The organism is Anabaena sp. UHCC 0187, from assembly GCF_009712035.1.
Classification (GTDB): domain Bacteria; phylum Cyanobacteriota; class Cyanobacteriia; order Cyanobacteriales; family Nostocaceae; genus Dolichospermum.
This window is the reverse complement of the sequence record NZ_VILB01000001.1, coordinates 176,188-190,805: the sequence shown is the minus strand read 5'-3', so window position 1 is coordinate 190,805 and position 14,618 is coordinate 176,188. Positions and strand designations below refer to the sequence as shown.

General features: G+C 36.2%; 13 protein-coding genes. 8 read left to right on the top strand and 5 right to left on the bottom strand.

Annotation, left to right across the window (positions count from 1 at the left end):
* Positions 1–182: 182 nt before the first annotated feature.
* The 3 genes from fraC to FJR11_RS00930 are packed head-to-tail and all read left to right on the top strand — an operon-like array spanning position 183 to position 2,566.
* Positions 183–719, top strand: a complete 537-nt coding sequence (gene fraC, locus FJR11_RS00940) for a filament integrity protein FraC (RefSeq protein WP_168501850.1) — start codon at positions 183–185, stop codon at positions 717–719.
* Positions 720–748: 29 nt separating this feature from the next.
* Complete coding sequence (gene fraD / locus FJR11_RS00935; RefSeq protein WP_168501849.1) at positions 749–1,759, top strand: septal junction protein FraD; 1,011 nt, start codon at positions 749–751, stop codon at positions 1,757–1,759.
* A gap of 27 nt (positions 1,760–1,786) precedes the next feature.
* Positions 1,787–2,566: an ABC transporter permease gene (locus tag FJR11_RS00930; RefSeq protein ID WP_168501848.1), complete on the top strand. Its 780-nt coding sequence runs from the start codon at positions 1,787–1,789 to the stop codon at positions 2,564–2,566.
* Between the two features lie 80 nt (positions 2,567–2,646).
* On the opposite strand, the gene FJR11_RS00925 is transcribed toward FJR11_RS00930, so the two are convergent.
* A complete protein-coding gene (locus tag FJR11_RS00925; protein WP_168501847.1) occupies positions 2,647–3,534 on the bottom strand; it encodes a carbohydrate ABC transporter permease in 888 nt (295 codons plus the stop codon).
* Positions 3,535–3,661: 127 nt separating this feature from the next.
* On the opposite strand from FJR11_RS00925, the gene FJR11_RS00920 reads away from it, so the two are divergent.
* The 4 genes from FJR11_RS00920 to rdgB all read left to right on the top strand — a co-directional run bounded on the left by FJR11_RS00920 (position 3,662) and on the right by rdgB (position 7,419).
* The gene (locus tag FJR11_RS00920; RefSeq protein ID WP_168501846.1) at positions 3,662–4,597 is read left to right on the top strand and encodes a type IV pilin-like G/H family protein; all 936 of its coding nucleotides are present in this window, start codon (positions 3,662–3,664) and stop codon (positions 4,595–4,597) included.
* Positions 4,598–4,606: 9 nt separating this feature from the next.
* On the top strand, positions 4,607–5,257 hold the full coding sequence (purN, locus tag FJR11_RS00915) for a phosphoribosylglycinamide formyltransferase (protein ID WP_168501845.1): 651 nt from the start codon (positions 4,607–4,609) through the stop codon (positions 5,255–5,257).
* A 60-nt stretch (positions 5,258–5,317) separates the two neighbouring features.
* The gene (locus FJR11_RS00910) at positions 5,318–6,760 is read left to right on the top strand and encodes a phosphoglucomutase/phosphomannomutase family protein (protein WP_168501844.1); all 1,443 of its coding nucleotides are present in this window, start codon (positions 5,318–5,320) and stop codon (positions 6,758–6,760) included.
* Positions 6,761–6,840: 80 nt separating this feature from the next.
* Complete coding sequence (gene rdgB, locus FJR11_RS00905; RefSeq protein ID WP_168501843.1) at positions 6,841–7,419, top strand: RdgB/HAM1 family non-canonical purine NTP pyrophosphatase; 579 nt, start codon at positions 6,841–6,843, stop codon at positions 7,417–7,419.
* 40 nt (positions 7,420–7,459) lie between these two features.
* On the opposite strand, the gene FJR11_RS00900 is transcribed toward rdgB, so the two are convergent.
* Positions 7,460–7,894 carry a hypothetical protein gene (locus tag FJR11_RS00900; RefSeq protein ID WP_168501842.1) on the bottom strand — a complete coding sequence of 145 codons (435 nt, stop codon included), beginning with the start codon at positions 7,892–7,894 and terminating at the stop codon, positions 7,460–7,462.
* 101 nt (positions 7,895–7,995) lie between these two features.
* On the opposite strand from FJR11_RS00900, the gene pyrE reads away from it, so the two are divergent.
* Positions 7,996–8,625, top strand: a complete 630-nt coding sequence (gene pyrE, locus FJR11_RS00895) for an orotate phosphoribosyltransferase (protein WP_168501841.1) — start codon at positions 7,996–7,998, stop codon at positions 8,623–8,625.
* A gap of 96 nt (positions 8,626–8,721) precedes the next feature.
* Here pyrE and FJR11_RS00890 read toward each other — a convergent pair whose 3' ends face one another.
* The 3 genes from FJR11_RS00890 to FJR11_RS00880 all read right to left on the bottom strand — a co-directional run bounded on the left by FJR11_RS00890 (position 8,722) and on the right by FJR11_RS00880 (position 14,305).
* Positions 8,722–9,501, bottom strand: coding sequence for an MBL fold metallo-hydrolase (locus FJR11_RS00890; protein WP_168501840.1), 780 nt, complete (start codon positions 9,499–9,501; stop codon positions 8,722–8,724).
* A gap of 282 nt (positions 9,502–9,783) precedes the next feature.
* Positions 9,784–11,094, bottom strand: coding sequence for a tetratricopeptide repeat protein (locus FJR11_RS00885; protein WP_168501839.1), 1,311 nt, complete (start codon positions 11,092–11,094; stop codon positions 9,784–9,786).
* A 112-nt stretch (positions 11,095–11,206) separates the two neighbouring features.
* Positions 11,207–14,305 carry a plasmid replication protein, CyRepA1 family gene (locus tag FJR11_RS00880; protein WP_168501838.1) on the bottom strand — a complete coding sequence of 1,033 codons (3,099 nt, stop codon included), beginning with the start codon at positions 14,303–14,305 and terminating at the stop codon, positions 11,207–11,209.
* Positions 14,306–14,618 lie beyond the last annotated feature (313 nt).

Below are 14,618 nucleotides of genomic sequence, written 5' to 3'. Positions count from 1 at the left end.
AATTAATCAAAATATCTTGGCATACCCAGATCATAAATGCCATAACAATGAGATAATTGCCGATTATCCGTATTCTTTCAGTTATACTCTGTACAACTAAGTCAAAAAACGTAATCCCCAGATCCCCGAATTCTTGAAGAAGTCGGGAATCTAACCTCTAAAATCACCTTGTTATAACTATTATGTCTGATGAATTATCACTACCCATAATTTTGCCAATTGGTGCGATATTTTTTGAAACATTATTCTTACTAACTGCCATTCCGATAGAAGCTTTTGTTCTCAATAAATGGCTGAAGTTTGATAAAAGAACCAGCATTTTTTATGCCATATCTATAAATATTTTTTCTAGTGTGATTGGCTGGATTGTGTTTTTCATGATCGAACCCATGTTACCTATTGCTATCAAAGCGGAATTGATTAATTATATATTTTTTAATAAGCTGAAAGATCCCAGTATTAGCACCATGCTAGTTCTCTTGTCATTTACTATTTTTATAGCGACTTTTCTAGTGAAATTTTTACTAATAAAGTTGCTGATAATTTTTATGGATGAAGGAGGTAAAAAAACAGAACCAGAAATTGTTTCTTCACAACAAAGATCCAGTTATATGAATATAGCTAAATTGCAAAATACTAGCCTGATAACGGCAACATTAATAGCCAACTCTATCAGTTATAGTGCTATCACCTTCATTATGTTAATTCGCTCTCGGTAAAATGATCAATATTAATCAGAGGTAATCAAATGGAATCAATATTTAAAGAAGTATTTGGCATATTTAAATATATCCAAGATTTATTTTCAGGAGTGCAAAAGCTATTCACTCCACCCAAAGCATACTCGTGGCAGACATTTATTTACTTGAGTATTTTTTCTTGGGGAATATCATATTTTGCCGTCGGGTATATCAAAGATATTATTGCCTTTTGTGGGTGGCTATTTTTATTAGCAGGAACAGCTTGGTATACTACCGATGATCCTTTGAGAATTCCGGGAACTTTTATGCCAGTAGGGGCAGTAATCACGGGCTTCTTAGTCAGCGTCTTTGCCTTTGGATATCAAGAGAATGTATTAACATCTAATACTATAGTTATTTGGCCGACAATAGCCGCCATTGTTACCGCCATACCTAACTTCTTTGAAGGTACAGGGGGGAAATCAGCAAAAGCGAAACTTCCTAAAATACAAGATCGTCAAAAAGTTGTAGTTTTGTTAGCTTGGTGTATGCTGATTAGTTGTTGGCTTCAGTTTTACTTCGTCATAGATAAATGGTTAAAAGAATATCCTAGTTTACGTGCAGACAACTTTCAGAAAAGTGCCTTTGTGATTAGATTAGAACCACCGATTCCCAAGCCGAAAAATGGTGATTTGATTTTAAATAAACTCCAACCCTTAATTAGCCAGCAAATTGCCAATAAACCTTGGGCAGAAGTAGAAAAATGGTTACTCGAAGCTAATCAGCAACTAGGCAACTTAGGTAGAAGAAGCATTGAAAGTTACTTAGGTAAATCTAAAGAGAAAATACTATGGCGAGTTGAACCCCGTGTAGTCAATATTAAATCTGGATATAGGCTAGATATTTTGACAATTTGGGCAGGACCTAGTGCGAATTCTAAAGGCTATTACTGGAAAAAATCTTGTCTGATTCAACCATCTACCTCTGGTAAACAAGCAGATAGTAAAAACGCAGTTGCCAGTATTTCTTGTGAACGCTTGAATAAATTTATTATTGGTTCTCCACCACCACAACAGTAAGGGAAAAATTCAGAATTAAAAATTACCATGAATGTAATTAGAACTTTTGTCATGGCTAAAAATGTGTTTCAGGAAGTGATCCGCGATCGCATTCTGTACATCATTGGTTTTTATGCAATCATCCTGGCTATTGCCTTTCGTGCCATTCCTGAATTTGCGTCTACCACCTCTGATAAAATATTTTTAGACTTTGGTTTAGCAGCCATGAACGTTATCGGTTTAATTGTGGCTATCTTTATCGGTACGGGATTAGTTAATAAAGAAATCGAAAAACGCACCATCTTAGTATTAATTTCTAAACCCATCAGCCGCAGTGAATTTATTGCTAGTAAATATTTAGGACTATCAGCAGTTATAGCTGTCCTAGTTGTCAGTATGACAATTATTTATTTAGGATTTTTACAATTTGGCAAAATATCCTATCCCATTACCAGTATTTTTCTGGCTACGCTATTCATATTTTTGCAGTTATCTTTAATTACTGCTATAGCCATTACTTTAGGAGTTTTTACCAGTTCTCTCATAGCCACAGCATTAACATTTGCAATGTATTTAATGGGGAATATTACTCAAGATTTAGTGGCATTAGGTAGATTAAGTAGTAACCCAGGGATGGAACGCATCACCAAAATTTTATATCTGATATTGCCAGACTTATCGAGATTAGATTTAAAAAATGATGCTGTTTACGGTTTACAAGCACTACCTGACACAATTACATTAATTGCCAATGCTGGTTATGGCTTACTTTACAGTTTTATGTTATTAGCAATTGCCATTCTGATCTTCTTACGACGAGAGTTTTAAATAACATCTAAACTATGATTTGTGTGATGAATTTGATTTAGATGATTAATTAATGAGAATTTTCTCCTCTCACTTACCAATCAATCATCTGTCCAGGTTTTTAATTGCAAATAAACTAATAACAATGTTACTCCTAAGAGTACCGTTGCTACCGCTGCGGCATAACCAAAATCAAATTGGCTAAAGGCTTCTTGATATGTATAGTAAACCAACAAATTAGTAGAATTTAATGGTCCACCACCAGTCAAGATATAAACAGATTCAAAACTACGTAATGTGAAAATTGCAGTAGTAATAGTGGCAAATATCACCGTTGATCTTAATCCCGGTAAAGTAATATGCCAAAATTGTTGCCAATCATTAGCCCCGTCTAATTCCGCAGCTTCATAACGACTAGGGGGAATTGCTTGTAACCCAGCTAAGAAAACCACCATATTAAAGCCGATTTGTTTCCAAATACTGAATAAAATAATTACTGGCATTGCCCAAAATGTATCTCCTAACCAGGAGACTTTAGCAATACCAAATATACTTAACAACCCATTGACTGGACCTGTATCTTGAAATAACCAACGAAATCCTAAACCCGCAGCCACAAGGGAGATAATAGAGGGGAGAAAATAGGCACTTCGTAAAATTCCCCGCATGGCAATGGAACGGTTTAATAATACCGCGAGTCCGAGAGGAATCACTAAACTGGGAATGAGGGTAGCGGTGGTAAAATAAGCCGTATTAAAAATAACTTGCCAAAAATCGGAGTTGAGTAATAATCGCCAATAATTTTTTAATCCTACCCAATAAATACCTCTAGAAGTGAAACTACCAGCAGTAAAACTCAGGTAAAACAAATAGATAATTGGCCAAATTATAAACAAAGTTAACAAAATCAGTGCTGGAGTGAGAAAAATCCAAGCAGCAACGGTATCATTATCTAGCAATTTTACCTGAGAAGAATGGGATGGTTTCATGATCATGTGATTAAATAGGACTGAAAAATGGCATAATATATCAGCAAAATAACAAACTTTATAGATAAGTTTACATAATCTCTATCAGGACTGCTAAGATCCTGTTAATAAATTGGAATCTACCTAAATGCCACAAATTGTTCTTAAACTTGATCAACTCAAAACTGCTAGTAAAGTCCTGACTTACAGCTTATTAGTAGCTTTACCATTGACATTTCAAACAAATGTACTAGCGCAACCGACAACAACACCAACACCTATGGTATCTCAACCAGGTAATTCTGATAAAGATACTATTATGAAAAAACTGGTGGGACAATGGGAAAGTAAAGATTCTTCAGGTCCAAATATCGGTTTTGTCTTCACTCCTGATGGCAAAATGTTTTTAGTTATGGAAATTGGTGACAAATCTGCTGCCTACCCATTAAAGTATGAGATTAACTCCACACCAAACCCAATGTATCTGGATATTACTCTCCCTGACAATCCTAAACCAGTTTTAACTATTTTTGATTTTACGGCGGATGGTCAAATGCGGCTACAAATACAGGGTACTAATCCCGGAGAACTAAGACCTACGAAGTTTTCTGAGGATGTATCTCTATTTAAAAAAGTTTCTGACAATGCAATATTACCTAAAAATGTTGAATTAATTGATCCGAATACGGAAAAATCAGCTAATAATCCCCAAGCTGAAGCTGAAACCATAGTAAAATCAATGAATCGCAGCCAACAGGCTTATTTTGTAGAGCAAAATAAGTTTGCAAAAACCATTCAAGACCTACAAATGGGGATAGAGTCGGAAACTGAGAATTACCGTTATCAGATCATTTCTCAAGGTAAAAATAATCAAAATGTCGTTAACACGGCTACTGCTAAAAAACCTGAATTAAAAAGCTATACAGGAATTGTATTTATCACAAAAGTTAAAGGAGAAACATTGACAAATACCGCTATTTGTGAAACTGTAAAACCTGCAACTAAAGCCCCAGCAATTCCTAAAATTCCCACCAAAGCATCTGGGCAAGTTCAATGTCCAACAGGCTCAATTTTGTTAAAATAATCATTGTTTATGATTCATGATTCCCTAATAAATACTACGGCTAGTCTCATTTCTCCTGATATTTATAATTGCCAAGTTTCATCTGACAAGCCTTTGAAACTAGGAATTATGGCTTCTGGAAATGGGAGTAATTTTGAAGTAATTGCCCAAGCTATTGCCGAGGGTAAAATTAACGCCCAAATTCAAGTTTTAATTTACAATAATCCTGAAGCGAAGGCAGCAGCTAGGGCTGAAAAATGGGGTGTAGAAGCTGTACTATTGAATCATCGTGACTGCAAAAATCGGGAAAAATTTGATAGTAAAATTGTCCAAACATTGCAGCAGTATGATGTGGAATTCGTAATTATGGCGGGATGGATGCGATTAGTAACACAAGTTTTAATTGACGCTTTTCCTAATCGCATCATTAATATCCATCCCAGTTTATTACCGAGTTTTAAGGGAGTACAAGCTGTAGAACAGGCAATAGCCGCTAAAGTCAAAATTACTGGCTGTAGTGTACATCTTGTTTCTTTAGAAGTTGATAGTGGCGAAATTTTAATCCAATCGGCTGTTCCAGTTCTAGCCAATGATACATCGGAAACACTACACGCTAGAATTCAAGTACAGGAGCATCGAATTTTACCAATGGCAATTTCCCTGTTAAGTCAAAGGAAATAGGCCATGACCCATTACCTGTATAAATGCTAAAATCGTCAACTAGAAATTTAGGATATTTTTATGCCAGTTTTAACTAACCCAATCAAGTTTGGTACGGATGGCTGGCGGGGTGTGATAGGTGAGGAGTTTACCTTTGAACGCCTGGCCTTAGTAGCAACTGTAGCAGCCAAAGTTTTACATAAAACTTACTTTTCTGAAGTGGGTAGTCGGACAATTATTGTCGGTTATGACCGCCGATTTATGGCGGAAGAATTTGCCCGGGTTGTGGCTAATGCTGTCACCGCAGTTGGTTTTAATGTCTTATTTAGCGAAACTTTTGCACCAACTCCGGCTTATAGCTGGGCGGCGCAAGAACTCAAGGCGTTGGGGGCATTAGTTGTTACAGCCAGCCATAATCCTGGTGCATATTTAGGATTAAAAGTTAAAAGTGCTTTTGGTGGTTCAGTCCCACAGGAAGTTACGCAAGAGATAGAAGCCTTATTATCAGAAACAGTTGAACCGGCAGCAACTCCAGGCAAAGAAGAAACCTTTGATCCTTGGCCGAGTTATTGTCAAGCATTAGCGGCTAAAGTGGATCTTGGCAAAATTAAAAAAGTGATTGCTTCTGGCAAATTAACAATATTTGTGGATGTCATGCACGGGGCGGCGGCTGGAGGATTAGCACGACTATTAGGGGAACAAATTCAGGAAATTAATAGCGAACGTGATCCTCTGTTTGAAGGTGGTGCGCCTGAACCTTTACCAAAGTATCTTTCCCGGCTATTTACAGTCATGAAAACTCATCGAGAAACCAATAAAACGGGTTTAACGGTAGGTTTAGTATTTGATGGCGATTGCGATCGCATTGCCGCAGTAGATCAAGATGCTAATTTCCTCAGTTCTCAAATCTTGATTCCCATTTTAATTGACCATCTCACCCTACGCCGTCACTTTCAGGGCGAAATTGTCAAAACTGTGAGCGGTTCTGACTTAATTCCCCGTGTAGCCGCCCTACATCACCTTTCTGTCCATGAAACGGCAGTAGGTTATAAATACATTGCTGACCGAATGTTAGCTACACAGGTATTACTAGGTGGTGAAGAATCCGGCGGCATTGGTTATGGTAGCCATATTCCCGAACGTGATGCCTTATTATCGGCGCTTTATGTATTAGAAGCTGTGGTGGAATCAGGGTTGGATTTAGGCGAGTATTATCGCTATTTACAACAACAAACTGATTTTTCATCAACCTATGATCGCATTGATTTACCTTTAGCAAATATGGAAGTCAGAGGGCGACTATTACAACAGTTACAATCTCAACCTCTCACAGAAATTGCGGGTAAAACGGTAATCGGTTGTCAAACAATTGATGGTTATAAATTCCGTCTAGCTGATCAAAGTTGGTTAATGATTAGATTTAGCGGAACTGAACCAGTTTTACGCCTTTATTGTGAAGCCCCGACAATAGAACAAGTTCACCAAACTCTAGCTTGGGCGAAAACTTGGGCGGAATCAAATTAATTGGTAATTTGGTAATTGGTAATTGATAAAATCCCTATCTTTTACCTATTTCCTCACAACTAACAACTGACAATTAACTAATGACTAAATTACTCGTAGTAGCCACAGGAAACCCCGGAAAGTTGCGGGAAATGCAAGCTTATTTAGCTGATTCTGGTTGGGAATTAACTTTAAAACCGGAAGATTTAGATGTAGAAGAAACAGGAGAAACTTTTGCGGAAAATGCTTGTTTAAAAGCTTCTGAAATTGCCAAAGTTACAGGTAATTGGGCGATCGCTGATGATTCTGGTTTAGCGGTAAATGCCCTCAATGGTGCGCCAGGAGTGTATTCTGCTCGTTATGGTAACAATGATCTAGAACGCATTGCTAGGTTATTAAAAGAATTAGGTGATCAAAAAAATCGCCAAGCCCAGTTTGTTTGTGCGATGGCCGTTGCCAATCCTCAAGGAGAAATAGTAATTCAATCTGAAGGTATTTGTCACGGTGAAATTTTGTTTGCACCCTGTGGAGATGGTGGCTTTGGTTATGATCCAGTTTTTTATGTACCAGAGAAACAATTGACTTTTGCCCAAATGACGACAGATTTAAAAAAGTCAATTAGTCATCGTGGTAATGCTTTAAAATCTTTAGTTCCGCAGTTAATAAAAGTTTTAAAGTAAGTTCTGGGATGAGTGAATCAAAACCCAGAACTGATGATGTTTACCGAGATGGTAAGTTTTCAAAACGGTATTCAGTACCGATTTTGAGCTTGTTGCCATTATAGCGGGGAGACATTAACAGAGAAGAGTCGTAGGGATTGGGTAAATCAGGTGTGCGAAGATAGGGATCATTTGTCGCTTGTTGCGCGAGTGCATCATGATAGAGAGTATTTACTAACTCAGCATCTTTAGCGATTTCATTGTCAGGGAAGGTAGTACCAAATTTACTCCCAGGCCCAAGTAAAGAATCTACCTGCCGTTTTAAACTGCCATTATCGTAAAAATTAGGATCATGGCGAAAGTAAGCTCGTTCAAAAGCATTACTGGTTGTTTCCTCGTTAGGTGTTTCAGTTTGAGCCGTAACCACCCCAGGAAAGGCGGAACTGGTAGCTAGAAGTACCAGTAATCCACTCAAGGCTTTAAATTTTATACCCATATTGCCAACTCCTCAATTTTTGGGTGAATCTTAATTTATGCTTAATTTGAGAACTCTGTTGAGTTTCAACTTTGGTGTAACACAACTTTTAATGGTTTGTAATGTTTTATTCCACTCAAACCCCTAGCAACTCAGATATTTGGGCAGCTAATACTGATTTAACTACCCTCCGTCAAAAGCTACTAGATTTATTTTGCCAGCTTGCGTATCAAGAAGGTGATTTTGTTCTTTCCTCTGGTCAACGTAGTTCTTACTATATTAATGGTAAACAAGTAACACTTCATCCCCAAGGCGCTTTGGCTATGGCAAGATTGCTGTTACCCCTGTTACCAGCAGATACTCAGGCTGTAGCCGGTTTAACCTTGGGGGCTGATCCCATTGTATCAGCAGTAAGTGTGGTTTCTGTGTATGAAAATAGACCGCTGCCAGCTTTGATTATTCGCAAGGAAGCCAAGGGACACGGGACAATGGCTTATATTGAAGGCCCCAATTTATCTCCAGGGGCAAAAGTCGTAGTTTTGGAAGATGTCGTCACCACTGGACAATCTGCGCTCAAGGCTGTGGAGCGTTTACAGGCAGCAGGTTATACGGTAGATCGAGTAATCTCCCTGATAGATAGGTTGCAAGGAGGTGGGGAGTTATATGAGTCTGCTGGGTTGCAATTTGAGGCTTTATTTACGATTCAGGATCTTCAGGAACGGTATCGAGAAATTAATTCATCTGTTAATTAATTCTTAGTTGAGAAATTTAGGATTATTTGCTTAAAGAATGGTGGGTTAACAACAGTCTAACCCACCCTAATAAGTTTATTTTTAGTAAGATAAATATTATTTAGTTAATGCAGGAAATTCAAAAATTTGTCCCCGTTGAACAAAGCCACAAAATCCGTCTTTTTTAGCATCGGGAAGTGCTATTGGTTGATAACCATAAAGCCACATTTTGCTTTTAATTGTTTCTGGTAAGTTGCTTAATTGTTGGTAAGTAGCATGAACAGGGCTGGGATAGAGAGAGGTTTCGCAATCATGAAAGATCATATCAGCTTGCTCATAGAATTTATTATTTGTATTTAAACATAATTGAGTATCTGTAGTTATAAATATCTTGACTCCTGCTAATTGAAAAAATAGTCCATAGCTAGGCATTAGATAATACCCACTATCAACATGAGTAACTCGGACAAGATTAAATTGGATTTCTTGCCAATGGAAATAACCTTCATGTTTGATTTTTTCCTGTTCAAAAAAGCTACCTATATCGGCAATATCATCATTCAGAAACCTAAGTCCACCAGATAAGGTTCTATCCCACAAATCACTAGCAATATCTTTACTTGTATATAGTTTTGGTTTTTTACATCTGGGATCAAATAATGTATTAAAAGCAATATATTCTAGTCCCCCGACATGATCAGCATGGAGGTGACTAATGTAAATATCAGTAATATCACAATGAGAAAATCCGGCTTGATGAAGAGAAAACCTAATATCTGTGCCACAATCTATTAACAGCTTCTGGTTTTGCTCATTAACTATCAACATATTTGACTGAAAATTATCTGCTCCAACTGTGAATGCTGAACCTGATCCTAAAAAGATTAATTTGATCATTTTAACAATAGTCAATAATTTGAATATTTTAAGTTAATTAATAGCAAATAAGCAATACCTTAAAGAATATGGACTTTTACCTTAATTATAGGACTCAATCGGATATTTTAATTTTACCGTCGCTGCTGGGAGTTTGACAGTAAAATGAATATAGAATCCATTCCTATTCTATCAAAGTGGGCATCAAAAAAATTTTTTCTCAGATCAGGGACATAAACAAGTAGTGTAAAGCTGATTAATCAAAGGTTTTGCCGGATCTCATCTAAGTGATAACCATTACAACTATAACTCAGCGATTCTGGAAATCAGATTGATAATTTCCTGGTAGTATCGCGTATTTCCTGACTGAGAATAGAGATCAGCGGATTTGCGTAGATCATTAATTGCGTCTAGCTTATTTCCTAGATGCCTATATATATCTGCTCTAACTAAATAGGCTAAAGAATAACGCGGCTGTAATTGTATAGCTTGGTTTAAATTTGTTAATGCTTTATTTAATTCTCCCAAAAGAAAGTGACTACGACCACGATTAAACCAGTCTTCAGCTAAATTAGGATTAATCTTGATTGCTTGAGTATAATCTGATATTGCTTTTTGATAGTCTTTGAGGGCATAACGGGCATTAGCGCGATCGCTATAAAATACAGCAGACTGGGAATCTAACCGCAAAGCTTCAGTAAAATCACTAATTGCTCCAGTAAAATCTTTAACTATATAACGACTATTGCCTCTGTGATAATAAGCGGCTAAAAAATCGGAATCTATTGTTAAGGCTTGGTTATAGTCTTGAATTGCTGTTTGTATATTCCCTAACAGCTTGTGAGCATCACCCCGTTTACAGTATGCTGGAGCAAATTCCGGGGATATTTCTATAGCTTGGGTATAATCTGCAACTGCACCAACAAGATCCTGCATAGCTTCCTGTACCATACCCCTGCCATAGTAAGCTGTAGCTAAATGAGGATTAATTTGTAATGCTTGATTATAATCAATAATTGCATTTTCATAATTTCCCAGTTGGTGATGTGCCTTGGCTCGAAAACCATAGACTAAAGCTAGTGTAGGATTAATTTGTAATGCTTGATTATAATCAATAATTGCATTTTCATAATTTCCTAAATTGCTATGGGCTAAACCCCGTTCATAGTATGCTTGAATATCATCAGGAACTATTGCTAATGCTTGATTATAATCTTTAATTGCTTGGTGATAATCTTGAAGATGGGCATAAATTAAACCCCGATTGTAGTAAGCCGCACTAAATTTGGGATTAATTTCTAGAGAACGATTATAATTAGAAATCGCATTTTGATATTCTTGCAAAGCATAATAGCTATTACCACGATTATGGTAAGCCTCAGCAAAATTAGGATTGATTTTTATACATTGGTTATAATCAGCAATAGCTTTTTCATAATTACCTAAAATATGAAAGATATTACCTCGATTAATATAAGCCATGGAAAAATTAGCATATAATTTTAAAGTCGCATCAAAATTAGCAATTGCTTGTTGATAATTACCACTATGATAATGATCTAAACCCTGTTGGTGTAAAGCATTAACAACATCAAAATTGATATTCTTATTCATAAATGGTAAAAAATTTGTTCATACTTTGTCCAGATACAAAACTGATTTTACCACAGATAGATCCCCGACTTCTCAAAGAAGTCAGAGATATAGGTATTGTGGATATGGGAATTTAACTTATGAGTACAGCTTCATATCGAGACTTCTCAGGTAAATCAACCATTTCATGTTTCATATTATGTAAAGAAGTCAGCATCAAATCATCACGGTGTTGCCAAACTGCAAATATTTTTTCTCTACCATCATTTAAAGTTTTCAAGTCAATTTTATACCCATCATCTACTTGTTGTAACTTCAAACCCAATAAACTTAGAAGTCGGCTTAATATTTTAATTCCTGAAACAGATTCTTTTCCCCTGACTAAATCAATCCCTAAAGCTCGTTTAATGTGTCTACTACTTTGTGCAGCCACATTTTTCAGCCAAATTAAATCAGCGTCATTTTCCTTAAATACTCTTGCTATTTCCAGAAATTGCAGCATTCCTAAAGCCCGCATAGCTTCAACTTTTAGGGTATAAGTTTTTAAATCTGGAAGAAAAACCTTACCTTCACCCCACAATAACTGCTGACTCCATTCTTGCTGATCTTTAACATGAAAATATTCACTTTCATGAGTGAGATAATAATGGATTAATAATTGTCCATAATATCCTTTTTCATCTTGTAATTTGAGTTGGGGAGTAACTACAATGCCATACCTTTGTCTGAGGATATATTTATCAAGTTGATGACGTTCTCCATTGCTGAGAGAATGTTTATTTAATAGCTGTTCATATTCCACATAATCAATATCCTTAGCGGTAGCTACAGAATTTGCTGCTGCTGATTGATTTTGCTGCTTAATTTCTTTAATTTTGCGTTTAATTTCCTTGGCTTTTTGAATACTTTGTCCCCAATCTTTTTGAACTTTGACGATTTCTAAGATTAACCGTTTGCGGTTTTCAAAATCACTACGCTCAGTGGCAAAAAATGCTAACCGCAAATCACGAAGAATATTATTTTGGACTTCATTACTTCGCATTTGAATTTGATGTCCATCAGTTATCAATCCATCTTGCATTGATTGACGATAAAGACGAATAGAAGCATTTACTCTGGCTGATAATTTTGCCCAAGTACGTAAATGAATAGGATCATAAACTAGAGGTAAATCTACATCTATTTTATGCAATGGACTTAATAAAGCTAAGTTTTCTTTTTGATTTTCTTGATACCAATGAGATAGTAACCGATAATTGGTACTTCCACTGCCAATTAAGCCAATACCCCGTTTAGCACACCAAACCACACGGGGGACATTATCACGCACTCTTGCTAAAGCTTGACGGGCTTCTGAGTCAGGAATTACCCCTTGAAAAATACCATAAACTCGGTCAAAATGTTGAACATCAATACTAATTCCTGTTCCCAAACTAGGGGTAACAAAAATAGTATCATAATCAGTAATTTTTTGATTAATAGCAGCTATAAAATCAACGGCTTCATGGCCAGGTGTATTAGTAGTATGACTGCTAACTACTAAGGTATCAGGAAATTCTCTTCTAAGTTTTTGCAACCGTTCTTTTAAATAACGTTCAATAGTTTCACAACTGTAGCGACCAGAACGACTATCGGTAGTAACATAGCATTTACGTCCAGCAATTAAATCTAATTCTAATTGATGAATTAAGGGTGTAGGATTGGGTGAATCATAAAAAGTGGTATCCCAACCTTTTTCTGGTTTCCATTCATTCACAACCACCCAAGGAGTTAACTTAATTCCTGCTAAAGTCTGTAAATACTCTAAAGATACATCTGATAAATCAGCATCCTGGGCAATAATTAAACCTCCAGTTGTGAGAACTGTAGAAATTAGTTGTTGAAAAATGCGGAGAATTTTAACTCGTTTTTGTTTACAGGTATCACTGTTGAGTAAATGCCATAAAGACTGCTCAACCTCATCTAAAATTAATATTGCTCCTTGCCAATCTTCAGGTTTTAATTTCCAAATTGAATCTACACATAATCCTAAAGATGGGGTAATTGGTAAAGGACATTTAACAGGTAATTCATCAGCTTCTATACTCCATGCTGCATGATCAATACCCCATTTAATTCCAATTTTTTCACATAAGAAACGTCCTAATATGATTCTATGGGTAATTAACAAAACTGGTTGGTTGCGGCTTTTTGCTTGTTGAACAATACTTTGTAATGCTGTGGTTTTACCTGTTCCTTTGGCTGATTTTACACCAACTAAGCCAGAAGTAGGAAAGGCAATTTTTCCCAAATAAGGACAGTTAACAGTAAGTGCAGCGGGAATTGTTAACTCTGTATGGGGTTTAGTTTGGGCAATATAAATATCTAAATCTACACTTTGACGATAAATTTTATCAAAGGCTGTGACACCTTTAGCAATGATAAATTCATCAACTCCTTTTTCTTTTCCTGGAAGTTCTACAACTTTAACAGGACAATTTTTTTGTTGAAATAAACAACCTAGTTGAGAAATAGCATTATTCACAGCCGCAATTTTTCTGGATTGAGTTTCAAAATCAAAACAAATATAAAAGTTGCGTTTTGTAATTGTGAATGCGGCTAAATCAGGTATTAATTGCCGACAGGTAACTTTGCCAAATTCATCTTTAATAACTCGATAACCGCTATTAATACCAGGAATAGCAATAGCAGCATATCCTTGGCTTAAAAGGGCTGCGGCTTTTTTGACACCTTCACAAATGACAATAGATATTTTATTTTTAATTACCCATTCCCAAAAACCTTCGGCTTCACCATCATGATTAATAGTGATATTTTCCGGTAAGCTTAAATTGTGACGTTGCCCAACTTGTTGCCAAATTTGTAAAGATATGCGTAAACAAAATACGCGTGTGGGTGTGCTGGGAGGATGTTCATATTTGATTGATTTGCCTTTTTGATTTTGTCGCGGTTGGTTGGGTTTAAAACATCCCCATTCCATCTTATGCCAATCATTAAGGGGATCTAATCCAGAACACCACCAGCCACCCTCTGTAATGTGGGTATAGCGTTGTAACCAAGCATTTTTAATCATCCCCGTATTAGTGCGGGGAAGTTGGTCAGAAATTAGCAAATATTCATAAGCATTAGTACCATTGAGCGATGTAAAATTTAAACGAATTAAGTCTAAGTTTATACCACTACTCTTGACTAATTCTTCAAGGTGTTGTGGATGTAAAGAATGCAGATGCATAAGCTGAAGCAGCTAAGGAAGATAACAAGATCAAAACCTTAGCACGGCTAGGCTGGTTTTTTATAAAAGAAATTTAAAAATTTCAGTGTTATTTTTTTTACCTTGTTTATATAAATACTTCTGTGAATATATCAAGGTCTGGTTATGGCTGTAAAACTGTGAAAATAATAAATTTGTATTGTGATATTTATACATATATAATTTTTGTTTATAAGTAATAGCCATGAGATTAATTCATATTTAATTTCCAGCGATATTAATTACTTCTTCACTCACGATTTACATGATTTTTGACTTGGGTTCACTTTGAAAA